This window comes from Streptomyces lancefieldiae, from assembly GCF_031845825.1.
In the GTDB taxonomy this organism is placed as follows: Bacteria; Actinomycetota; Actinomycetes; order Streptomycetales; family Streptomycetaceae; genus Streptomyces; species Streptomyces lancefieldiae.
On the sequence record NZ_JAVRFH010000008.1, the window covers coordinates 98,166 to 120,985 of the forward strand.

The 22,820-nt window shown below is 72.3% G+C and carries 19 protein-coding genes and 1 pseudogene; 2 read left to right on the forward strand and 18 right to left on the reverse strand.

The genetic code is table 11. The features are described 5' to 3' along the window. Positions 1–10: 10 nt before the first annotated feature. From RM812_RS10575 to RM812_RS10650, 16 genes and pseudogenes are all read right to left on the reverse strand, one after another. Entirely contained in the window at positions 11–1,135 is a 1,125-nt protein-coding gene (locus tag RM812_RS10575; protein ID WP_311572182.1) for a dienelactone hydrolase family protein, read from the reverse strand. After that, positions 1,122–2,246, reverse strand: a complete 1,125-nt coding sequence (locus tag RM812_RS10580) for a pectinesterase family protein (protein WP_311572183.1) — start codon at positions 2,244–2,246, stop codon at positions 1,122–1,124. The genes RM812_RS10575 and RM812_RS10580 overlap by 14 nt, the downstream gene beginning before the upstream one ends. A 76-nt stretch (positions 2,247–2,322) precedes the next feature. Beyond that, positions 2,323–3,669 (reverse strand): pectate lyase family protein, encoded by a 1,347-nt coding sequence (locus RM812_RS10585; RefSeq protein ID WP_311572184.1) that lies wholly within the window; start codon positions 3,667–3,669, stop codon positions 2,323–2,325. Positions 3,670–3,702: 33 nt separating this feature from the next. After that, on the reverse strand, positions 3,703–4,503 hold the full coding sequence (locus tag RM812_RS10590) for a rhamnogalacturonan acetylesterase (protein ID WP_311572185.1): 801 nt from the start codon (positions 4,501–4,503) through the stop codon (positions 3,703–3,705). A 109-nt stretch (positions 4,504–4,612) separates the two neighbouring features. Next, positions 4,613–5,977: an ABC transporter substrate-binding protein gene (locus RM812_RS10595; RefSeq protein WP_311572186.1), complete on the reverse strand. Its 1,365-nt coding sequence runs from the start codon at positions 5,975–5,977 to the stop codon at positions 4,613–4,615. Positions 5,978–6,044: 67 nt separating this feature from the next. Then, positions 6,045–7,097: pseudogene (locus tag RM812_RS10600) on the reverse strand (pectate lyase family protein); the annotation flags it as partial. A gap of 33 nt (positions 7,098–7,130) precedes the next feature. After that, the gene (locus RM812_RS10605; RefSeq protein WP_311572187.1) at positions 7,131–8,648 is read right to left on the reverse strand and encodes a glycoside hydrolase family 43 protein; all 1,518 of its coding nucleotides are present in this window, start codon (positions 8,646–8,648) and stop codon (positions 7,131–7,133) included. Beyond that, the gene (locus tag RM812_RS10610; RefSeq protein WP_311572188.1) at positions 8,645–9,490 is read right to left on the reverse strand and encodes a DUF6807 domain-containing protein; all 846 of its coding nucleotides are present in this window, start codon (positions 9,488–9,490) and stop codon (positions 8,645–8,647) included. Before RM812_RS10610 ends, RM812_RS10605 begins: the two co-directional genes overlap by 4 nt. After that, the gene (locus RM812_RS10615) at positions 9,487–10,647 is read right to left on the reverse strand and encodes a Gfo/Idh/MocA family protein (RefSeq protein WP_311572189.1); all 1,161 of its coding nucleotides are present in this window, start codon (positions 10,645–10,647) and stop codon (positions 9,487–9,489) included. Before RM812_RS10615 ends, RM812_RS10610 begins: the two co-directional genes overlap by 4 nt. Beyond that, on the reverse strand, positions 10,644–11,942 hold the full coding sequence (locus RM812_RS10620; protein ID WP_311572190.1) for a pectate lyase family protein: 1,299 nt from the start codon (positions 11,940–11,942) through the stop codon (positions 10,644–10,646). Before RM812_RS10620 ends, RM812_RS10615 begins: the two co-directional genes overlap by 4 nt. Then, positions 11,939–12,835: a carbohydrate ABC transporter permease gene (locus tag RM812_RS10625; RefSeq protein WP_311572191.1), complete on the reverse strand. Its 897-nt coding sequence runs from the start codon at positions 12,833–12,835 to the stop codon at positions 11,939–11,941. Before RM812_RS10625 ends, RM812_RS10620 begins: the two co-directional genes overlap by 4 nt. Then, complete coding sequence (locus RM812_RS10630) at positions 12,832–13,767, reverse strand: carbohydrate ABC transporter permease (protein ID WP_311572192.1); 936 nt, start codon at positions 13,765–13,767, stop codon at positions 12,832–12,834. The genes RM812_RS10625 and RM812_RS10630 overlap by 4 nt, the downstream gene beginning before the upstream one ends. A gap of 102 nt (positions 13,768–13,869) precedes the next feature. Continuing rightward, positions 13,870–15,609 carry an L-arabinonate dehydratase gene (gene araD, locus RM812_RS10635; RefSeq protein ID WP_311572193.1) on the reverse strand — a complete coding sequence of 580 codons (1,740 nt, stop codon included), beginning with the start codon at positions 15,607–15,609 and terminating at the stop codon, positions 13,870–13,872. Further along, positions 15,606–16,514: a dihydrodipicolinate synthase family protein gene (locus RM812_RS10640; RefSeq protein ID WP_311572194.1), complete on the reverse strand. Its 909-nt coding sequence runs from the start codon at positions 16,512–16,514 to the stop codon at positions 15,606–15,608. The genes araD and RM812_RS10640 overlap by 4 nt, the downstream gene beginning before the upstream one ends. Continuing rightward, a complete protein-coding gene (locus tag RM812_RS10645) occupies positions 16,511–17,212 on the reverse strand; it encodes a GntR family transcriptional regulator (protein WP_311572195.1) in 702 nt (233 codons plus the stop codon). Before RM812_RS10645 ends, RM812_RS10640 begins: the two co-directional genes overlap by 4 nt. Positions 17,213–17,416: 204 nt before the next feature. Next, on the reverse strand, positions 17,417–18,028 hold the full coding sequence (locus RM812_RS10650) for a TIGR03086 family metal-binding protein (RefSeq protein WP_311572196.1): 612 nt from the start codon (positions 18,026–18,028) through the stop codon (positions 17,417–17,419). Between the two features lie 140 nt (positions 18,029–18,168). Between RM812_RS10650 and RM812_RS10655 the strand changes: the two genes are divergently transcribed. Beyond that, positions 18,169–19,434: an MFS transporter gene (locus RM812_RS10655; protein ID WP_311572197.1), complete on the forward strand. Its 1,266-nt coding sequence runs from the start codon at positions 18,169–18,171 to the stop codon at positions 19,432–19,434. A gap of 49 nt (positions 19,435–19,483) precedes the next feature. On the opposite strand, the gene RM812_RS10660 is transcribed toward RM812_RS10655, so the two are convergent. Together RM812_RS10660 and RM812_RS10665 are read right to left on the reverse strand one after the other, a co-directional pair. Further along, positions 19,484–20,650 (reverse strand): hypothetical protein, encoded by a 1,167-nt coding sequence (locus tag RM812_RS10660; protein WP_311572198.1) that lies wholly within the window; start codon positions 20,648–20,650, stop codon positions 19,484–19,486. Beyond that, positions 20,647–21,603 carry a 5-dehydro-4-deoxyglucarate dehydratase gene (locus RM812_RS10665; protein ID WP_311572199.1) on the reverse strand — a complete coding sequence of 319 codons (957 nt, stop codon included), beginning with the start codon at positions 21,601–21,603 and terminating at the stop codon, positions 20,647–20,649. Before RM812_RS10665 ends, RM812_RS10660 begins: the two co-directional genes overlap by 4 nt. A 193-nt stretch (positions 21,604–21,796) precedes the next feature. Between RM812_RS10665 and RM812_RS10670 the strand changes: the two genes are divergently transcribed. After that, entirely contained in the window at positions 21,797–22,606 is an 810-nt protein-coding gene (locus tag RM812_RS10670; protein WP_311572200.1) for an NAD-dependent epimerase/dehydratase family protein, read from the forward strand. Positions 22,607–22,820 lie beyond the last annotated feature (214 nt).

The following is a 22,820-nucleotide window of genomic DNA, read 5'->3' on the forward strand; positions in this document are numbered from 1 at the left end:
CGCTCCGGGTTCACCGTGACGTTCCGGGGCGTGTCGGTCGGGCCGGCGCGGCGGTGACCGACGCCAGCCACGCGAAGGCCTCGTCCTGCATCCGCCGTGGAAAGGAGTGCCCGACGTCCGGCCAGGTCTCGGTCCGCAGCCGGTCGGCGGCGCCGCGGGAGTGCCAGACGGCGCGCAGCCTGTCGTGGGCGGTGCGGACGCCCTCGGCGGTGAACAGCGGGTCCTGTTCACCGCCGAGGAACAGCATCGGTTTCGGCGCGGCGATGCTCGCCACGTCGGGGAGGTCGAGGTGCCGGGCGAGCCCCGGGTGGAGCATGTGGAACGCCGACTGGCCGCGCAGGGTGTTGTTGCCGGGCACCAGCATCCCCTTCAGGCCGGTCATCCAGCACACGCTCACCGCGGCGGCGACGTCGTCGCTCAGGGCGGCGGTCTGCCAGGCGCGGTAACCGCCCATGGAGAAGCCGACGGCAGCGACCCGCCGGGCGTCCACGCGGTCGAGGCCGGCCAGGAAGCCGGCGGCGCGCTGGTCCTCGCGGGCCAGGAGCCCGGCGAGGGAGCTGCCGAGGTGGAAGAGGTTGCTCGCGAGGGCCTGTTGCCGTTCGTAGGTGAGCGGGTCGCGGTCGCCCCAGCCCAGGGCGTCCAGGCAGAGCACCACGTACCCGCACCGGGCCAGTTCGTCGCCGAGGAACCGCCCGTCGAAGTGCCGGCCGGCCCACTCCTCGGCGGCGGCGAGGCGGGTGTCGTCGTACCAGGGCCGGACCAGTTTCTCCTTGCCGATGTCGAACCGGGAGCCGTGGTCGTGCAGGAGCAGGACGCCCGGGAAGGGCCCGGTGCCCTGCGGGGTGAGCAGGGCGCCGCGGACGCGTCCGTAGCGGGTGAGGGAGAGGGTGACCAGCTCACGCGAGTACCCGTCGCCCGCCGAGCGCGCGGCGAACTCCGGGGCGTACGGCGTGTCGTCCTGCCGGTCGACGAAGAGGTGCTCCTCGACCTTGGCGCGGGCCGCCCGCCGCCACGCCCCGAAGTCCCGCACCGGCGACGTGCCCCAGGCGAGCGGGAAGGTCAGCTCGTCCTTGAGCGCCGGGTGGAAGCCGGGCAGGGCACCGGGCGGAGCACCGGTCGGGTCACCCTCGGGCATACGGTCGCCAGTCGCCGAGGTAGGCCTCCCGGGTGTGCGACGCGGCCTCGGCACGGGTGAGCCGGGGCCGGTTCTCCGGGACGGTGATCGCGGCGCCGGGACCGGTGTTGCGGTACTCCCGGAACCGCTGCTCCTGCCAGGGGTACGCGTCCCGCATGTTGGCGTAGGGCGCGAGGGCGTCGATGCCCGCGCCGAGGTGGGTCTCGCGCACCGTGAGCATCGGGCGGGCGGTGGTGTCGGAACTGGGCACCCAGGGGCGGGCCAGCTTGTAGTAGCCGTCGGGGGCCTCGCTGCTGACGCGGCCGTGGGTCACCAGGTAGCCGCGCGGGTTGGCGCCCGCCGTGGACGGCGCGAACACGAAGCCGTAGGGAGCGGCGTCGAGGTCGGTACGGACCAGGGTGCGGAAGTGGCAGTGCTCGTACACGGCCGTCGCCCGGCCGAAGACGAAGTCGACGTCGCCCTCGACGTAGCAGTGGTCGTAGTACTGGCGGGCGAAGAGGCCGAGGTCGCGGGTGTCGGCGTAGAGGGTGTCCTGGTGGCCGAGGAAGCGGCAGTGGTGGAAGGCGGAGCGGTCGCCCATGACCTTGGCGGCGACGGCCTGGGTGCCGGTCCAGCCGGGGTGGTCGGCGCGCAGCCAGTCGTTGGCGAAGGTGATCCAGCGGGCGGTGAAGCCGTCGGCCCGCACAGTGACGGTGGCCGAGCCGCTGGTGCCGTAGGTGCCGGAGCCGTCCGGTTTGGGGGTGCCGGCGGCGTTGTCGTAGGCGATGACGACGTCGCGCGGGTCGTGGGAGGCGCCGATCCAGGTCGCCTCGGTGCGGTCGGCGTCCACGGACACCGTCTCGCGGTAGGTGCCCGGCGCGAGGACCAGCGTCCAGCCGCTGCCCCGCGTCGCGGCCACCGCGGCCTGGACGGAGGTGAAGTCGCCGCGGCCGTGCGGGTCGACGTACAGGGTCTTCGGGGTGCGGCGGTCGGCCGGTGAGCCGTACCGGCCGAAGGGGCGCGGGCGCGGTCGGGTGCCGGCGACGGCGGGGCCTGCCGCGAGGCCGAGGGCGGCGCCCGCGCCGGCGGCGGTCAGGAGGAAGCCTCTGCGGGTCGGGGCGGGTCGGGGCATGCCGTGCTCCTTGAGGGGATGGCGGTGCGTGGGGTGGGCCGGGGCGGTGCGGGCGCCCCGGCCCGGTTCGGGGGTGTCAGCGCAGGCGGCCGGCGCCCGCGCCGTGGTCGACGACGACGGGGACCGCCCGGGCCGGCAGGACCGCGGTGCGCAGGGTGGGGGTCCAGCCCGCGCCCGACTGGAGGGTCTCGCCCGGGATCTCCTCGTTGTGCACGGCGATCAGGTCGACGGTGCGGCCGTTGACCCGGTTGTGCGCCGCGGTGACCGGCGCCTCGCTCCACTTCTTGAGGACCTTCGCGGGGCTGACGCCGTCCGGCAGGGTGAAGGCGTTGTGCTCGGCGACGAGCTGGGACTCCTTGCCGACGCCGAAGCTGTAGGCGTAGTCCTCGCCGGCCACGAAGTGGTTGTTGTAGACGTCGACCTGGCCGAAGCGGACGCGGGGCGCGCGCTCGACGAGGTTCTTGAACAGGTTGTGGTGGAAGGTCACCTTCAGGTGTCCACGGTCACCGACGGCGGTGGACTCGCCGTCGCTGTTGCCGATCAGGATCGTCTTGTCGTGCTCGGTGAAGACGTTCCAGGAGGCGGTGACGTAGTCGGCGCCCTTGACGACGTCCAGCTGGCCGTCGTGCTGCTGGTAGAGCATGCCGAAGTAGGTCGGGGCCGCGCTGTCCGGGTGCTCGCCGTCGGTGAAGGTGTTGTGGTCCAGCCAGACATGGGTGGAGCCGTACACGACGGCGCTGTCGTACTCGGAGTTCCAGTTGCCCTTGTCGCCGTCCGTGGGGTCCCACTGCGGGAAGCAGTCCACGGGGCTCTCGAAGGTCAGGTTGCGGACGATGACGTTGTCCACGCCCTTGATCTGCAGGCTGGCGCCCTTGAGTCCGGCGTCGCGCCCCACTCCGATGATCGTGGTGTTGGCGGGGACGTTCGCCTTGATGGACTGGTTCTGCTGGGCGGCGGAGGCGCGGCGCAGGCCCTCGGGGCTGTCGTCGGGCTCGGCGCTCAGGTCGGTCGCCAGGCCCCAGTTCTCGGGCGAGTACTTCTCGAGGTAGGCGTCGAAGTCGTAGCCGGGCGCGGCGAAGGCCTCGCAGCCCTCGGCGACGGCGTCGATGGTGCCCTTCACCTTGATGATCCTGGGCGCGGTGCCTCCCGCGGCGAGGGCGGCCCTGAACTCGGCCCAGGTGGTGACGGTGTACACGTGTTCCGCGTCGGCGTCGGCCCCGCCGGTGGTGCCGGTGCCGTGGGACGCCCAGCCGTCCTTCGCCGGCAGCGTCTGCCGGGCGGTGTCACGGTGTTGGTGGTGGCCGGGGCGGGCCTCGGCGGTGGCGGCGGTCAGGCTCAGCACGAGGGCGGTGCAGCCGACCAGTGCGGCGACCCTCTTTGTGGCATGCATTGTGGCATGCCCATGCCATCTCTGTGTGCTCATGGTGCGGCTCTCCCTGTCTCGGGGTCGGGGGTGTTACACGGCGGCCGGTGCGGGCCAGCTGATCCAGGACTCGGCGATCTCCTCGTCCAGTCGGCGCACGTCCCGGTGCGCCAGCACCCGCGTGCGCAGCAGCTCCCGCGCGACGAGCCGGGCGACCGCGATCGCACCCGGCGGATTGAAGTGGGTGTTGTCCTGCTCGGTGGCGGTCCAGTTGAAGTAGGCCTTGGTCTCCTCGACACCGAGGCGCTGCCACAGCGCGAGCGACAGCGCCTGGACGTCGAGCAGCGCCACGCCCTCCTCCCGCGCGAGCGCGCGCATCGCCGCCGGGTACTCCCCGTGGCTGGGCCGCGCGGTTCCGGCCGCGTCGAACCGGCGCCGCTCGACGGGCGTGGCCAGCACCGGCCGCGCCCCGCGGGCCCGGGCACCGTCGACGTACAGGCGCAGGTGGTCCTGGTACGTGGTCCAGGGCTCGGTGTAGCGGGTGGGGTCCGCCTCCTTCTCGTCGTTGTGCGCGAACTGGACGAGGAGGAGATCGCCGGGCCGGATCACGTCGAGGACGGCGTCGAGCCGCCCCTCGTCGACGAAGCTCTTCGAACTCCGCCCGTTCACTGCGTGGTTGGCCACGGGCCGGTCCTTGTGGAGGAAGAACGGCAGTGCCATGCCCCACCCGGTCTCGGGCGCGGCGTCGGCGTACTTCTGCGCGGCGGTGGAGTCGCCGGCGATGTGGAGGGTGCGGGAGCGGCGCCCGCCGGCCTGTGCCGTGCCGGTGGCGGCGAACGCCAGGGGAACGGCGGCGACGGCGGCTGTGGTGACTTGCCTTCGGCTGAGTGACACGCCGGTGTGCCTTTCAGGAGAGGGGACGGTCCGTGGTCCGCGGACCACGGACCGTCCCACGGCGAAACCCGGGGAAACCTGGGGAAACCTGGAGAAACCCGGGAAACGACTAACCCATCTGCTCGGTCCACTCGGCCTGCGCCTCGTTCAACTGCTCGGCCATGTTGTCCAGGAAGTCCTTGGCGCTCATCTTCCCCAGCAGCACCTTCTGGAGGTTCGGCTCGTTGTCCGCCTTGGAGATCGTGTTCCAGTCCGGCAGGTAGTACGGCAGCTGGACGATGGTCGTGGACCCGTCGTTCAGGGCCTCGGCCGCGAGCTTCGTCGGCTCGGCCTTCTGGATCCACGCGTCCTTCGCCGCCTCGGTGTTCGACGGCACCTGTCCCGCCGACTCGTTGAACCTCGAGTTCTGCTGGTGCGAGGTGGCGAACTCGATGAACTTCCAGGCGGCTTCCTTGTTCTTGGAGCTCTTGAAGATCCCGAGCCCGTCGACCGGGTTGGACACCTGGACGCGCTTTCCGGAGGCGCCGACCGGCTGCGGAATGCCGCGGAACTTGTCGACGCCGAGCGCCTTCACGTGGTCCTGGTAGGAGCCCAGGTTGTGGTTGAGCATGCCGATCGTGCCCGAGTCCCACTGGGCGACCATCTTGGCGAAGTCGTTGTTCACGTCGGCGGCCGGCGTGACCTTCTTGAAGAGGCCCGCGTACTTCTCCAGCGCCTCGACGTTCTTCGGGGCGTTGACGGTGGTCGTCTTCTTGCCGGCGTCCCAGAACGAGGTGATGCCGGACTGCCCGTACATCGCGTCGAGCGCCTGGGCGACGGAGCCGGAGCCGCCGCGGATGGTGTAGCCGAACTCGTTCTTGTCCGCGTTGGTGAGCTTGTCGGCGGCCTTGTAGAAGGCGTCCCAGGACGTCGGCGCCTCCAGGCCGGCCTTGTCGAACAGGTCGGTGCGGTAGTAGAGGACGCCGTTGTTGGCCGAGGTCGGCACCGAGTACAGCCGGCCGTCGCCGCCGCCGGCGGCCCGCAGGGACTCGATCATGTCCTTGTTGACCCTGCCGTTCAGGGACGACCCGGTGAGCCGGTTGTCCAGCGGCTCGAGGGCCTTCTGGGCGGAGAACCCGGCGAGCATCGCCGCGCCGACACCGCCGACGTCCGGCAGGCCGCCGCCCTGGATGGCCGTGTCGACCTTCGACTGGTACTCGGTGGCGGCGATCCCGACGTACTCGACGTCGATGTCCGGGTTCGCCTTCTCGAAGTCGGCGATGATCTCCTTCCAGACGGCCGTACGGATACCGCCGTTGTTGTCCCAGAAGACGATCTTCCCCTTGCCGCTGCCCTCGGCACCCTTGTCGCCGCCCGCCCCGCTGCCGTCGTCACCGCAGGCGGTGGCGGTCAGCGCGAGAACGGCCCCCAGGGCGACGGCGGCGGTCGTCCGGCGCCTGCCTGTGCTTTTGCTGCTGCGCATGCTGATCTTCATTGGTCGGCTCTCTTCTTCTGGATCCAACGAAAGAGGTGAACGTGCTGAAAGCGTGGGGGGGTCAGTGGGTGCCGATCTGCTTCTGCGGGCCGGAGAAGCGCTTCACCAGCGCGGGCACGGCCGCCGCCGGGTCGAGCCGGTAGGCGTAGAAGTCACGCGGGTCGAAGGCGGTGCCCCACTCGTCGTGGCGGCCCGTGGTGTTGCGCAGGATCGACCCGCGCTCCACCAGCTCCGCGGTGGCGTCGGCCTGGTACGGGTGCTGGACGTCCCGGTAGTAGCTGTTCTCGATGACCATCTTCGTGGCGCCGCGCGACCAGTTCCCGTACGTCCACACGGGGTCGCCCGGATCGGCCTGCGCCGTCAGGTAGTTGTTGTACAGGTGCGCGTAGGCGGCGTTGTCCACGGAGGGGTTGCGCTGCTTGGTGCCCGCGAACCAGTTGTGGTCGATGGTGATCTGCGTCCTGACGTTCTTCGTCCAGCCCAGACCGAACGTCTTGTTGTTGTTCTCGAACCGGTTGTACGACACGGTCACGTACTCGCTGTCCTTGCGGACGTCCAGCTGCCCGTCGCAGATGTTCGAGAAGCGGTTGTGATCGACCCACACGTGGTGGACGGTGTCCATCTGGATGCCGTCGAAGTCGGTGTCCTTGCAGTCCCAGTTCCCCGCGACCGCCGAGTCGCGGATCGTCAGGTTGCGGATGATGACGTTGTGCGTGCCGGGCTTCAGGTTCAGCTCGCCGTGGACGATCTCGCCGGTGTCGCCCACCCCGGTGATCGTCTTGTTCGAGGCGACGACGATCTCCGCCCCGAAGGGCTCGACGTCGATCGCACCCGCGACCCGGATGACGTACGGCTCCTCGGCCGCCGCGTACTTCGCCAGCGCGGCCTGGTCGGTGACGGTGACGACCCTGCCGCCCGCACCGCCGGTGGTGCCGCCGGCGAGGGAGGCGAAGCCGTGCGGCCGGTCGTCCAGGTGCGGGTTGCCGGCCGCCTGCCCGCCCGGTGGAGCGGCGGCGTGCGTCTCCCCGGCCGTGCCGAGGGCCAGGGCCGTGACCAGGCCCAGGACCGCGGCGAGGGTGCGGCCGGCGCCCGGCAAGCGCTTGCTACGGAGGTGCGTCATTGCGACTCCCAACAGGCCTGTGAATGAGGCGGGTTACTGGGGGGTGATCCGGAACTGCGTGAACTCGGCGGCACCGGCGTGTCCCTGGCCGGCGGGCGCGAGCGCGAACAGGCCGAGCAGGGCGCCGACCCAGCGCCAGGGGGTGGCGGCGAAGACCTGGCCGGTGGGCCGCGGGCCGTCGCCGAGGTCGTAGGAGAAGCGGCAGCGCGCCCCGGGAGCGGTCTCGATCCGCAGCCGTACCCGTCCCCGGGGTGCGGGCCGGGGGTGGTCGGCGTCCCGCTCGGCGTCCGCCACCGACTCGGCGAACCGGTGCACCAGGTGCGCCACCCCGTCCGCGTCCCGCTCCAGCCCGATCCAGCGGTAGGCGTCGCCGAGCACCGCGAGCCCGGCCCGGGCGCCCGGCTCCTCGCTGTCCAGGCGCAGCTCCACCTCGACGGCCGACGGCATGCCGGGCAGCCGCTGCGTGAGGATGTTCGGCAGTTTGCGCAGGTCGTGCGCGTCGGCCGAGCGGACGCAGGTGAGCCGCAGCCCGTCCTCGGAGTGCTGGGTGGCCCAGCCGTCGCGGGGGTTGGCCGTCCACGACCACTGGCGGCCGAACCGTCCGCCGGGAAAGTCGTCGTCGGTCGCGGGCGCGGCGGCGGGCTGCGGCGGCAGGGCGGGGCGCCGGTACTCGGTGACCGGGGCGCCTTCGTCGCCCAGCACGGGCCATCCGTCCGACCCCCACCGCATCGGCTGGAGGTGGACCACTCGCCCGTACGCACCGCGCTGCTGGAAGTGCAGGAACCAGTCCTCCCCCGCGGCGGTCCGCACCCAGCCGCCCTGGTGGGGGCCGTTGACGTCGGTGTCCTTCTGCTCGAGGACGACCTTCTCCTCGTAGGGCCCGAAGAAGTCGCGGGAGCGGAAGGCGCCCTGCCAGCCGGTCTCCACCGAGCCGGCGGGGGCCAGGATCCAGAACCAGCCGTCGTGCCGGTAGACCTTGGGGCCCTCCAGGGTGAACCAGCCGGGGAGGCGGTCCGCGTTGACGATCACCTTGCCCTCGTCCAGGAGCCCGGTGCCGTCGGGGCGCATGCGGTGGCCGGTGAGGCGGTTCTTGATCCCGGAGCGGGACCGGGCCCAGGCGTGCACCAGGTAGGCCTCGCCGGTCTCCTCGTCCCACAGCGGGCAGGCGTCGATCAGGCCCTTGCCCGCCTTGACCAGGTGGGGCGCGGTCCACGGGCCCCGGATCTCGGGGGCGTTGACCTGGAAGACGCCGTGGTCGGGGTCGCCCCAGAAGATCCAGAAGCGGTCGTCGTGGTGGCGCAGGGACGGCGCCCAGACCCCGCAGTCGTGACGGGGCGTCGCGAACGCCTCCGCCGGTTCCAGGCGGGTCAGGGCGTGGCCGACCAGGGTCCAGTTGACCAGGTCGCGGGAGTGCAGCAGCGGCAGCCCGGGGACGCGGCCGAAGCTGGAGGCCGTCAGGTAGAAGTCGTCGCCGACGCGGACGACGTCCGGGTCGGACCAGTCCGCGTTCAGGACGGGGTTCGTGTAGGTGGGCGCGGCCTCGGAGGTCACGGGCTCACCGCCTTTCGTACGAGGGTTGCGGCGCCGTCGGCGTCGAGGCGGCCGTCGGCGACGACGGTGACGATCCGGCGGACGAGGGTGTCGTCGGGGGCGACCACCAGCCGTTCGTCGTGGGCCAGGGAGGAGCCGACGCCCGGATACTCCTCGGTGCGCACGAACCACGGATCGCGCCGGGTCCGCTCGGTGGCACCGGCGAACACCAGCGTCCAGGTGTCGCCGGCCAGGGCCAGCCAGTCGGCGCGGGCGCCGTGCACCTCCGGCTCGCCCTCGCGGTCGGCGGTGAAGACGCGCGGGGCCGCGCTCTCCTTGCGGGCCCGCCAGAAGAAGCCGCCGTAGGCCGCGCCGGGGCGCCCGTTGGTGGCGGGGCTGCCGATGGTGAGCGGGTCGGGGGTGACGTTGGTGAGGGAGAAGGTGAAGTCCAGCGCCCACGCGGTGGCGGTCAGCTCGGTGGCCGCGACCGTACGGCGCTCGCGCAGCAGCTCGGTGCCGGCGGCGACCCAGCGCAGCTCCTCGACGAAACCGTCGGGGTCGCGGAGCTGGAACGCGGCATGCCGCTGGGCACCGTGGTTGTCCAGCTCGGTCGGACCCTGGTCGCGGACGTAGGTGCGCCCGCCCCAGAAGTTGTGGCCCTCGACGTCGGGAACGGCGACACCGACGCCGAGGTGATGGAGGTGGTCGGCGGGGCTGAACTCGGTGACAGCGGTGCCGGCCAGGGTGGTGACGGGGTGCAGGTAGGGGCGCGGGGAGAGCCGGGGCGCCAGCTCGGGCCGGGTGACGTACCGGCCCACGGGGCGGCCCGCCACGCGCAGCACCGGGGAGTCGGTGCCGGTCATCGGGTGCTCACCTCTTTCAGCGGGTGCTCCGTGCGCGGTGCCCAGGGGGCACCCAGTTCGGAGTACAGGGAGAGGGTGTCGGCTGCGGCGGCAACGAGTGAGTCGATGCCGGGGACCACGCGACGGTTCTCGCCGGCCACGCGGTGCCAGGCGGCGGCGGGCAGCGGGGCGGGGTCGGGAGCCCGGCGGATCGCCTCCACGACCTTCATGAAGGCGCCCGTCCCGTCCGGCGGGACCAGCAGCGCGGCGCCGGTGGTGAGGTGGTCGACCAGGTTCTCCAGCAGGTCGGTGCGGCCGTGGTCGTACTCCTCGGGGCCGTGGTCGGCGCGCTGGAGCAGGACGCGGTCCTGCTTGTACCAGAAGGTGATGCGGCCGCTGCTGCCGTGCACCAGGACGTACGGCTCGTCGGCCCGCTCCGCGCACAGGGTCGCGGCGACGGTGACACGGTGGCCGTGGGCGGTGGTGATCCGTACGCAGGACGTGTCGTCGGCCTCGATGTCGTTGGCGTGGCTCAGCTCGGTCTCGATGTCCGTGACGTCCTCGGCGCGGGTGCTGCCGCCGAGCGCGAGGGCGGTGGCGACGGCGTGCGCGAGGGGGTTGGTCAGCGCGCCGTCGATCACGTCGACGCCGTCCATCCGCCGCCGGCCCGACCAGGGTGCCCGGCGGAAGTAGGCCTCGTCGCGCACCCAGGCGCCGGCCCCGCCGATGCCCATCACGTCGCCGACCGCGCCCTGGGCGACCAGCTCGCGGATGGCGGGCACCGCGTGCGAGCCCAGCGACTGGAACCCGACCTGGCAGGCGACGCCGGCCTCGGCGACCCCGTCGGCCATGCGCCGGAACTCGGCGTACGACGGTGCCGGGGGCTTCTCGAGGAGCAGGTGCACGCCCCGGCGGGCGGCGGTCAGCGCGAGGTCGGTGTGGGTCGGGATCGGCGTGCAGATCACGGCGATCCGGGCGCCGGTGGAGTCGAGCAGGGCGCCGAAGTCGGCGGACTGCTCGGGGAGTTCGCCTCCGGCCTCTTCCTCGGTCAGCGGGGTGAGCTCGCAGATGCCGGCCAGGCGGACGAGGCCCGCCCGCTCCAGGCGGCGGATGTTGGCGACGTGCCAGCGGCCGTGGCCGCGGGCGCCGGCGAGGACGACGGGCAGGGGTGCGTTCACCGCAGCCTCCCCGCGCCCGCGCCCCTCGCCACCGCCCGGTCGGCCGCGGCGGCGCTGTCGACCGTGCCGTGCAGGACGGGCGTCCAGCCGACGTCGGCGGTCAGGTCGCGCTCGCTGCCCGAGTTGTAGGCGTTGTGGAGGGTGAGCAGGTCCACCGGGTAGCCGTTGAAGAGGCTGCCCTCGGCGTGCAGAGCGCTGCCGTTCCAGCTCTTGACCAGGTCGGCGGCCTCGACGTGGCCCGGCGTGGTGAAGGCGTTGTTCTGCGCGTATATGGCGGACTCGGTGGAGACGCCGAGGGAGTAGCGGTAGTCCGCGTCCCCCTCCTCGACGACGTACCGGTTGTTGTAGAGGTGCACCTGGCCGAAGCGGACGCGCGGGGCGCGCTGGGCGACTGACCGGAACTCGTTGTGGTGCAGGGTGACCCGGAGCTTTCCGCGGTCGCCGGTGACCGAGTCGCCGTTGCCGATGAGCATCGCCTTGTCGTGGTCGGCGAACCGGCTCCAGGAGACGGTGACCAGGTCGGAGCCGCCCGTGATGTCGAGCAGGCCGTCGTGGCGCAGGTAGTTGCGGGCGAAGTAGGTGGGCTCCTTCTCGTCCGGGTGGCCCTTGTCGCTCGCGGTGACGTGGTCGACCCAGACGTGGGTGGCGCCGTTCAGCCAGAGGTTGTCGTACGCCGTCTTCCAGTCGCCGAGGCCGCCGGTGTTGGGCTGCCAGACGGGGAAGCAGTCGTAGGCGTCGCGCAGTTCCAGGTTGCGGACGATGACGTTGTCCGCGTTCTTCACCTGGAGGCTCGCGCCCTTGAGGACGGCGTCGTCGCCGAGGCCGACGAGGGTGGTGTTCGAGCCGACGGGCAGCACGACCCGTTCGGCCTGCCGGGCGGCGGAGGCCTTGCGGGCCTCCTCCTGCGGGCCACTGGGTTTGGCCGCGCCCCAGGTGCGGGGGTCGTAGACGGCCAGGTACTTCTTCACGCCGTAGCCGTCGGTCGCGTAGTCGGCGCAGTCCAGCCGCCGCCCGTCGTCGTCGGTGTTGGCGTCGATGGTCCCGGCGACCCTGATGATCTTCGGGGTGTCGCTGCCTCCGTCGAGGGCGCGGACGAGTCCGGCCCGGTCGGTCACGGTGTACACGTGGGCGTCGTCGGCCGCGGCGCCTCCCGTGGTGCCGCCTTCCGCCGCGGCCCAGCCGTCGTGCGGGGCGAGGGTCTCGCGGCCGAGGTCACGGGTGTTGTCGTCGGCCTGGGCGGGGACGCAGAGCAGGGTCAGGAGTCCGGCGGCGACCGCCGCATGGCGCAGTCTCATCCCTTCACCGCCCCCGCGCTGAAGCCGGTGATCAGCCACTTCTGGATGAAGGCGAACACGATCACCACGGGGACGGCCGCGATGATGCCGCCGGCGGCGAGCGCGCCGAGGTCGACACTGTCCGCGCTCATCAGGGTGTTGAGGCCGACCGGGATGGTCTGCTTGCCCTGGTCGTTGAGGAACATCAGGGCGAACAGGAAGTGGTTCCAGGAGTGCACGAAGGCGAAGGAACCGACGGCGATCAGGCCCGGACGCAGCAGCGGCAGCACGACGATCCGGAAGGCCCGGAACCGGCCGCAGCCGTCGACCCAGGCGGCCTCCTCCAGGGAGTAGGGGACGTTCTTGATGAAGTTGCTGATCAGGATGATCGACAGCGGTAGCTGGAAGACCGTCTCGGCGATGATGACGCTGCCGAGCGAGTTGATCATCTGCAGTTCGGCGAAGATCTCGAACAGCGGGACCAGCAGCAGCGCGCCGGGCACGAACTGGGAGCAGAGCAGGCCCAGCATGAAGACCCGCTTGATCTTGAAGTCGAACCGGGCCAGGGCGTAGCCGCCGGCCAGGGCGACGAGCGTGGTCATCACCAGGGTGGCGAGACCGACCAGCACGCTGTTCTGGAAGAAGGTGCCGAAGCTGCGGTCGGTCCACACCTTCTCGAAGTGGTCGAAGGTCATCGGCCAGGGCACGAGCGAGGTCGAGCCGGCCGGGCGCAGCGCGAAGAGCAGGATCCAGTAGAAGGGGACGAGGGTGAAGATCAGGTAGATGCCGAGCGGCAGGTAGATCTGCCAGCGGGGCACCTCGTCCCAGGCCAGGCGCTTCTTGGTGTTCCGCGGCGGCGCGGGGGCGACCCGCGCGGGGGCGGGGGCGGCCACGGTGGCCTCCTTGGTGATCACTTGTTCTCGCCTCCGAACTTGCTCAGCCGCAGATAGACGATCGAGCAGAAGAGCAGAATCACGAACGCGACCGTGGTCAGGGCCGACGCGTAGCCGAAGTCGTGCGCGTCGACACTGGTGTTGGCGATGTACAGCGGCAGCGTCGTGGTCTCGCCCGCGGGTCCGCCGCCGGTCAGGGTGTAGAGCAGGTCGACGTTGTTGAACTCCCACACCGCACGCAGCAGCGTGGACAGGATGATGGCGTCCTTCAGGTGGGGCAGGGTGATGTGCCAGAACTGCTTGATCCGGCTGGCCCCGTCGACCTCGGCGGCCTCGTACAGGTCCTTAGAGACGGACTGGAGGTCGGCGAGGATGAGGATCGCGAAGAAGGGCACGCCGCGCCACAGGTCGGCGACGACCGCCGCGGAGAACACGGTGGAGGTGTCCGACAGCCAGCTGGTGCCGTACGAGCCGATGCCCATGTCTGCGAGGTAACGGGTGATGCCCGTCTGGGAGTTGTAGAGCAGCACCCAGATCGCCGAGGTCAGCACGCCGGAGACGGCCCACGGCGAGAAGACCATGGCGCGCCCGATGCCGCGGCCCACGAAGGTCTGGTTGACGATGAGCGCCAGCGCCAGACCGAAGAGCAGTTGCAGTCCGACCTCGACGAAGACCCACTTGGCGCTGAAGACGAGGGTGTCCCAGAAGACCGGGTCGTCGGTGAAGATCTTGACGAAGTTGTCGAAGCCCGCGAAGCCGTCCCGCCAGGGCTTGGTGGGGTTGTAGTGCTGCAGGCTGTAGTAGAAGACGCTGATGACCGGGTAGGCGATGAAGCCCAGCATCAGCAGGGCCGCCGGTCCGATCAGCAGGTACGGGAGCCTGCGCGGCGTGGCGGAGGCACGGCGCCGCCGGGGTGGCGCGGGCGGTTTCGCCACGGCTGCGGCTTGGGCCATGACAGTTCTCCGTTCTGGTACGTCGTGCGTTGTTCGTGCGGGGTGAAGCGCTTTCTAAGGGCGCGGGGTCCACGGCCGTTTCCGTGAACGTGGTGGGCTCCTTCAGCCCGCGTACGGGTCCTGCACCTTGCCCGGACGGGCCAGGAACTCGAAGTCGCAGCCGGTGTCGGCCTGGGTGATCTGTTCGTTGTAGAGGGCGCCGTAGCCGCGCTCGTAGCGGGCGGGCGGCGGTGTCCACTCGGCCCTGCGGCGCTCCAGCTCCTCGTCGTCCACGCCCAACTGGAGGGTGCGCGCCTCGACGTCGAGGGTGATCGGGTCGCCGGTGCGCACCAGGGCCAGCGGTCCGCCGACGTGCGACTCGGGCGCCACGTGCAGCACGCACGCGCCGTAACTCGTGCCGCTCATGCGGGCGTCGGAGATCCGGACCATGTCGCGCACGCCCTGCTTGAGCAGGTGGTCGGGGATGGGCAGCATCCCGTACTCGGGCATGCCCGGGCCGCCCTTGGGGCCGGCGCCCCGCAGCACCAGCACGCTGTCCGCGGTGATGTTCAGCGACGGGTCGTTGATGGTCCGCTGCATCGTCCGGTAGTCGTCGAAGACGACCGCCGGGCCGGTGTGCTTGAGCAGGTGCGGTTCGGCGGCGATGTGCTTGATGACGGCGCCGTCGGGGCAGAGGTTGCCGCGCAGGACGGCGACCCCGCCCTCGGGCGCCACGGGGTTGTCCCGGGGGCGGATGACGTCGTCGTGGTGGACGAGGGCGCCTTCCAGTTGTTCGCGCATCGTGTCGTGCGAGACGGTGGGCCTCTCCAGGTGGAGCAGGTCCGGGATGCGGGAGAGGAAGCCGGGCAGGCCGCCGGCGAAGTGGAAGTCCTCCATCAGGTACGTCTGTCCGCCGGGGCGGACGTTGGCCAGGACCGGGACGGTGCGGGCGATGCGGTCGAAGTCGTCGAGGGTGAGGGTGACGCCGGCGCGGCCCGCCATGGCGATCAGGTGGATGACGGCGTTGGTGGAGCCGCCGAGGCCGAGGACCGTGGTGACGGCGTCCTCGAAGGCGTCCGCGGTGAGGATGTCGCTGAGCTTGCGGTCCTTGTGGACGAGTTCGACGATGCGCAGCCCGGCCGCGGCGGCCATCCGGTCGTGCCCGGAGTCGACGGCCGGAATGCTGGAGGCGCCCGGGACCGTGACCCCGAGGGCCTCGGCGGCGGCGGTCAGCGTGGAGGCCGTGCCCATCGTCATGCAGTGGCCGGGCGAGCGCGCCAGGCCGCTCTCCAGCTCCTGCATCTCGCAGTCGCCGATGAGGCCGGCCCGCTTGTCGTCCCAGTACTTCCACATGTCAGTGCCGGAGCCGAGCGTCTCGCCGCGCCAGTGACCGGGGAGCATCGGCCCGGCGGGCACGAAGACCGCGGGCAGGTCCACCGAGGCGGCGCCCATGAGCAGGGCGGGGGTGGACTTGTCGCAGCCGCCCATCAGCACGGCGCCGTCGACCGGGTAGGAGCGCAGCAGCTCCTCGGTCTCCATGGCGAGCAGATTGCGGTAGAGCATCGGGGTCGGCTTCTGGAAGGTCTCGCTGAGCGTGGAGACCGGGAACTCCAGCGGGAAGCCGCCCGCCTGCCAGACCCCCCGCTTGACCGCCTGGGCGCGGTCGCGGAGGTGGACGTGGCAGGGGTTGATGTCGGACCAGGTGTTGAGGATGGCGATGACCGGCTTGCCGAGGTGTTCCTCGGGCAGGTAGCCGAGCTGGCGGGTGCGGGCGCGGTGGCTGAAGGAGCGCAGGCCGTCGGTGCCGTACCACTGGTGGCTGCGGAGGTCTTCGGGGCGCTTGCGGTCGGTCGTGCCGGTCATATCGACCACCCGGCGGCGATGGCGGCGACCTCGGCGCGCTCGCCCTCCGGCAGCGGCTTGCTCGGCGGGCGGACCTCCCTGCGGCACAGGCCCAGGGAGGCGAGGGCCTCCTTGACCACGGTGACGTTGTTGGCGGAGCCGTTGGCGGCGCGCAGCTCCTCGAAGCGGCGGATCTGCTCCCAGACCTTCATGGCGGCCGTGTAGTCGCCGGCCCGAAGGGCTTCGATCATGTTCAGCGAGACGGCCGGGGCGACGTTCACCAGCCCCGAGGTGAAGCCGGTGGCGCCCGCCGAGAAGTACGAGGGCGCGTAAGGCTCGGCCAGTCCCGCGACCCACACGAAGCGGTCGAGGCCGGCGTCGCGGGCGAAGGCGGCGAACCTGGCGGCGTCCGGGACGGCGTACTTCACGCCGATGACGTTGGGGCAGGCGTCGGCGAGTTCGGCGAGGCGGGCGCCGGTGAGCTGGGCGTTGCGGATGTAGGGCACGACGCCCAGCTCGGGCACGGCCTCGGCGACGGCGCGGTGGTAGTCGACCCAGCCGCCCTGGGAGACGTAGGGGTGGACGGGCTGGTGGACCATCACCATGGAGGCGCCGAGCTCGCGGGCGTGCCGCGCGGAGGCGACCGCGGTCGGCACGTCGTGCCCGACCCCGACCAGGATGTCCGCGCGGTCGCCGGCCTCCTCGACGGTCAGTTCGGTGACGAGGCGGCGCTCGGCCGGGGTGAGGGCGTAGAACTCGCCGGTGTTGCCGTTGGGGGTGAGGGTCGTGATGCCGCCGTCGAGGAGGCGACGCAGCAGGGCCCGGTAGGTGGCGGGGTCGACGCTGCCGTCCTCGGCGAACGGGGTCACCGGGATCGCCACCACGTCGGCCAGAGCCGCCCGCTGGGTCTCGAACGTCGTCGTCATGCCTGACCGTCCTCTTCCTGGGCTTCCCGGGCCTGTGTCGCCCGGACGTCCTGGTTCTCGGTTTCCGCGTGCGGGAAGGCCCGCTCGACGAACGACCCGATGTGCGCGTGCAGGGCGCGGGCGGCGCCGTCCGCGTCGCCGGCGAGGGCGAGGCGCAGGATCTCCTGGTGCTCGCGGGCCTCCCGCTCCCAGGAGGGGTCGGCGGCCCAGGCGACGGCGGAGACCAGCGCCGCCTGGTCGCGGACCTCGTCGAGCATCCGGGCGAGCAGCGGGTTGCCGCACGGTACGTACAGGGCGCGGTGGAACTCCCGGTTGGCGAGCGAGCGTTCGGCCGTGTCCGTGGCCTGGTCGGCCCGGGACAGCGCGTCGCGGGCGGCTTCCAGGGAGGCCCCGCGGCCGACCGCGCGCCTGAGCGCCTCGGGCTCCAGCAGCAGCCGCACGTCGTAGACCTCGCGCGCCATGTCCGCGTCCACCATGCGCACCGTGACGCCCTTGTACTGGCTCATCACGACCAGTCCGGTACCGGCCAGCGTCTTGAGCGCCTCGCGCACCGGTGTCTTGGACACACCGAACTGTGCGGCGAGGTCGGTCTCGACCAGAGCCTGACCGGGCGTCAGCCGGCCGGTGAGGATGCGGCGTTTGATCTCCTCCAGCACGTACTGCGTGCGGGAGGGGATCGGCGTGGGCACAGAGGTCATGCGCGCCTCTCGGAATCTCGCGTCGGATGCGCGGGCCGGATGCCGCGGACCCGGATCCGCTGGTACGGATCGGGCGTCTCGCGTATCTGATCTCACGTATCGCGTCTCATATATGACGTACGGAGTACGACGCGTTGAAGGTAGGAGGGGCGCTGGGCCGCGTCAATGGTTCTGACAAAGAAAGTTGAGGTTGTTGTGCCGCCGCTACACGGGCCGCGTCCAGCCCGGGTCGCGCCCGCTCAGTCCCACCGCCCGGTCCAGCAGCGGTGCGTCGGCGGGGACGGGGACGACCGGGCCGAACATGCCGGCGCCCCGGTCGGACTCCTCGGCGGCGGCGGAGAGGAGGCCGTACGACGTCTGGAGTGCGGCCGGATCGGGGTGGTAGTCCTGCCCGGTCGCGCGGGCCAGGTCCCAGCCGTGGATCACCAGCTCGTCGGCGGCCACGGCGCCGGCGACCGCGCCGGGCAGGTCGACACCGCCGGCCCGGGTCACGCCGGTCCAGGCCTCCGGGGCACGCCATGCCTCGGCGAGCTCGCCGAGCACCTTCAGGAGCTGCTCGCGCCAGCCGGGGCCGATGTCCGGCACGGTCGCTTCGGGGCTGGTGTCGGTGGTGACGCCCAGGTCCTTGCGGGCGGCGTCGCGGAAGGCGATGGCCAGGCCGGTCAGATGGCCGAGCAGGTTGCGCACGGCCAGGTCCGGGCACGGGGTCGGGTCCGCGAGCCGCGCGTCGCTCACGCCCTCGGCGAGGCGTGCCAGGATCCGCGTCTGCGGTCCGAGGTCGAGGGTGGGGGTGGGGGTGGGGGTGTCGTGGGTCATCGGTGGCTCCTTGTGGACGCGCGGCCGGCTCTCTGAGGAGGTGGACCGATCGCGGCAGCGAAACTCATCGGTCGCCGAGCCCGGCGCTGAGGCACCTGCCCGATGCCCGTCCACCCGCCTTAGATCCACGATGGCCAGGCATGACGTCAGAAACGACACCTACGAGCAAGAGCACGCGGGGGCCCTGGCCCGTGGCCCGCGTCCTGCGCGACCGCAACGCGGGCCTGTATCTCGCCGGGGTGGTGGTCTCCGGTTTCGGCACCTCGGCGCTGTGGCTGGCGTCCGGCGTGTGGGTGAAGGACCTCACCGGCTCGGACGGTCTCGCGGCCCTGTCCATGCTCGCGATGTGGGCGCCGACGCTGGTGGGTCCGGCGCTGGGCACGCTCGCCGACCGGGTCCGCCGCAAGCCGCTGCTGATCGCCACGAACCTGCTGCTGGCCGCCCTCCTGCTCTCCCTCTTCACCGTGGACTCGCCGGACGCGCTGTGGCTGCTGTTCGCGGTGCTGCTCGTGTACGGCGCGGCGGGCGTCGTCCACGACGCGGCCGAGTCGGCGCTCGTCGCCACCGCCGTCGACCCCCGCCTGCTCGGCGACTTCAACGGGCTGCGCATGACCGCGAGCGAGGGCATGAAGCTCGTGGCGCCGCTGGCGGGGGCGGGCGTCTACGCGGCGTACGGCGGCGCGAGCGTGGCGGCGCTGGACGCGGTGACGTTCGTGCTGGCCACCGGGTTGTACACCGCTCTGCGGGTGCGGGAGGCACCGCCTCGGCGGCCCGTGGTGAACTGGCGGCGGCGGACGGCCGAGGGCGCCCGGTACCTGTGGGGGCATCCACACCTGCGTCCGCTCGTCCTCGCGGGCGGCGCCACGATGCTGTGCGCGGGCGTCAACGGCGCCACGGCCTACGCCGTCGTGGACGCCCTCGGGCACTCCCCGGCGTACGCCGGTGCGCTGTACGCCGTCCAGGGCGCCGGGTCGGTGGTGGTCGGGCTGCTGGCCGGACCGGCCCTGCGGCGGCTGGGCGGGCGGCGGTTCGCCGCGGCCGGGATCGCGCTGCTGGCCGTGGCGGTGACGGTGCGGGCCGCTCCGTACGACGCGGTGGCGATGGCGTCCAGCGCGGCGATCGGGGCGGGGCTGCCCGCGGTGCTGATCGCCGCCCTGACCGCCGTACAGCACGAGACGCCGGAGCGGCTGCTGGGCCGGGTCACCGCGACGGCCAACTCCCTGGTCTTCACGCCGAACGTGGTCGGACTGGCCGCGGGCGCGGCCCTGGTGGAACTGGCCGACCTCCGCCTGCTGCTGGCCGCTCTGGGCGCCGCGCTGCTGGCGACGGCGGTACCGCTCGCCCGGCGACCGGCGCGCGCCGACGGCATCGCCTCCGGGGCGCCGTCCACCACCGACCCGGCATGACACGCCCGGGAGGCACCGCACGCACCTCACCAGGTCCACCGCACCGCGCTCACCGCCCCGCGAGTGCCGACCGCACCTCCTCCAGGTCCCCGTCCGTCGCCAACCCGGCGTGGTACAGCCGCAGTTCCGTGGCGCCCAGCTCGCACGCGCGGGCCGCGTCCGCGGCGAGCGTGTGCGGGCTGCCGCCCATGCCGGAGACCACGGTCAGGTTGGCGGCGAGGACGGCCCCGGCGCGGCCCTGCTCGGCGAACGGCGCCAGCAGGCCCGCGCCGCCCGTGCAGGGCACGACCACGCCGTCCGCGACGGACAGGACGTGCGCGGGGTCGACACCCGCGTTGGCGCCGCAGTGGTAGGACACCGGGTCGGCGTGCAGCAGGACCTGGAAGCCGTCGGGCGCGGCGGCGCGGACGGCCGCGACCGCGGTCTCCTGGAGGGTACGGGCGGTTTCGTCCCGCCACGCGCGCGTGGCGTTCGCCGGCGCCTCGCCCAGCAGCTTCTCGACGCCCGCCCAGCCTCCGTCGGACGGCACCGCGCCCCGCCACACCGGCTCCAGCGCGGCACGTACGGCGGCGGCCAGGGCGTCGGGGTCGAGGCCCTGGCCGCCGTACCCCTCCCGGCAGTGGGGGCAGAAGCACAGCGACATCAGGTACTGCCCGGCGTCCCCGAGGGCGACCGGGCCGGTCTTGTCGTGGGCGTGCAGGTGGGCGAGCCCGTACCAGCCCAGGGACTCCAGCTCGGTGCCCCGGGCCCCGGGCCGCACGGCCGCCTCGGCGGCCAGGTCGGTCAGGTACGCGCGCGTGGCGGGCTGCGCGATGCACGGCGCCCAGGGGTAGCGGTCGCCGTAGGCGTTGACGACGGAGGTGTGGGGGTGCTCGGCGCCGAGGCGGGAGTTGTGGGCGAGGACGACCCAGGTGTGCACCTCCAGGCCCGCGTCCGCGAGGGCGGTGGCGGCCTCGCCCCAGGCGTCGCCGGGCGCCCAGTCACCGGCCTCGTACGGGCGCAGGTCCCGGCCCTGCCAGCGGGCGTCCGGCGGGTAGAGGACGGCGGCGTACTCGGCGGTGACGACGCGGTGGCGCGGGTGTCGGGGGGTGAGGGCCCGGGTGGAGTGGTAGGCGGCGGCCAGCGTCACCTGTTCCACGCCGGTGCCCGCGACGAACCCGGCCGCTCCCGGGTCCCCGTTGACGTCCCAGGGGTAGACGAACGCCGAGGCCTTCACTCGCCCTCCTCCCCGCCCTCGTCGTCGAGCAGCGCGTAACCCCGCTCGATCACCTGGGCGAGCTGCTTGACATGGTCGTCGGTCGGCTCCTGCAACGGCGGCCGCACCTCCCCCACGTCCAGGCCGCCCAGCCGTACGCCCGCCTTGACCAGGGCGACGGCGTACCCGCGGCCCTGGGCGCGCAGTTCGACGAACGGACGGTAGAAGCCGTCCAGCAGACGGTGCACGAGGGCCTCGTCACCCGAGCGGAGCGCCCGGTGGAAGGCGAGGGCGATCTCGGGGGCGAAGCAGAACACGGCGGACGAGTACAGGGTGACGCCGAGGGCCCGGTAGGCGAGCTGGGTCTGCTCGGCGGTCGGCAGCCCGTTGAAGTAGAGGAAGTCGCCCAGGGCCTCGGTGCGCACCGCGCTGACGACCCGCTGCATGAGGTCGAGGTCGCCGAGCCCGTCCTTGAGGCCGATGATCCCGTCCGTGCGGGCCAGTTCGACCACGCTGCGAGGCGTGAACACGGCGTTGTCGCGCTGGTAGACGATCACGGGCAGCGAGGTCGCCGCGGCCACGTCCCGGTAGTGCCGCAGCAGCCCCTCCTGTCCGGCGAGCACCAGGTACGGCGGCATGGCGAGCAGGCCGTCGGCCCCGGCCTCCTCGGCGAGGCGCGCGTAGCGCACGGCGAGGGCGGTGCCGTAGCCCGCGCCCGCCACCACGGGCACCCGCCCGGCGGTCTCCTCCACGGCCGCCCGCACGCAGGCCTGGAACTCCTCGGGGGTGAGCGCGTGGAACTCGCCGGTGCCGCAGCAGGCGAACACGGCGGCGGCCCCGGCGTCGACCCCGCGGCGCACATGCGCGCGGTAGACGGCGAGGTCGACCTCGCCGTCGGGCGCGTACGCCGTGACGGGGAAGAACAACGGCCCGCTGGGCACGGTGAGCCGGGCGGCGAGAGGGGCTGAGGTCACGGGCGCTCCCCATTCCATATCCATGATCTGCGTCTATATTTCTGAACGCGTCCACGCTAAGCCGCCCCGCGAACACCGTCAAGCAGGCCACCTCTTGACGGGTGACCACCGGTTCTTTAGCGTGTCCACGCATATGAACGCCAAGCGCTCATACGCACGGCTGCCGATTCAGGAGACCCTAGGAGTCCCGAGGATGCCCGCTCCACGCACCGTCCTGCTCACCGGCGCCGCCGGCGGCCTCGGCACCCTGATGCGGGACCTGCTCCCCGACCACGGCTACCGGCTGCGCCTGCTCGACCTGCGCCCGATCGAGGGCGAGCCGGACGCGATCGTCGCCGACCTCGCCGACCGGGAGGCCGTGCGCGAGGCGGTCCGGGGCGTCGACGCGATCATCCACCTGGCGGGCATCTCCCTGGAAGCCCCGTTCGAGAAGATCCTCAGGGCCAACATCGAGGGCACGTACAACCTGTACGAGGCCGCCCGCGAGGAGGGGGTCGGGCGCGTCGTCTTCGCCTCCTCCAACCACGCCGTCGGCTACACCCCGCGCCCGCAGGGCGACGACCCCCTCATCCCGACCGACACCCCGCGCCGCCCGGACACCTTCTACGGCCTGTCCAAGTGCTTCGGCGAGGACCTCGCCCAGCTCTACTGGGACAAGCACGGCATGGAGACCGTCTCCGTCCGCATCGGCTCCTGCTTCCCCGAGCCGACCAGCGTGCGCATGCTCTCGGTGTGGATGAGCCCCGCCGACGGCGCCCGCCTCTTCCACGCTGCCCTCACCGCCGAGAACGTCGGGCACACCGTGGTCCACGGCTCCTCCGCCAACACGCGCCTGTGGTGGGACCTGACCTCCGCGCGGGCGCTGGGTTACGAGCCGCAGGACGACTCCGAGCCGTACGCCGAGAAGCTCGTCGCCGAACAGGGCGAACTCGACCCGGACAACCCGGCGCACGCCTGCCTGGGCGGCCACTTCGTGACCGACCCGCCGATCTGGCCGTACTGACCGGAACTCATCGCGCGAAGAGGCGGACGGGCACCAAACGGGCCCGTCCGCTTCCACATGCGGGCACACACGCTGCCCGTTCTCACCCCGCCCCCCGCTGCGGCCCAGGTCCGAGACGGGCACCCGACGGCCGGAACGGGCCCAAACGGGCAGCATCGGGTCCGCAACAGGCCTGGTCAGTGCCGCGCGCCCGCTGTAGAACTTCCCCCAAGGG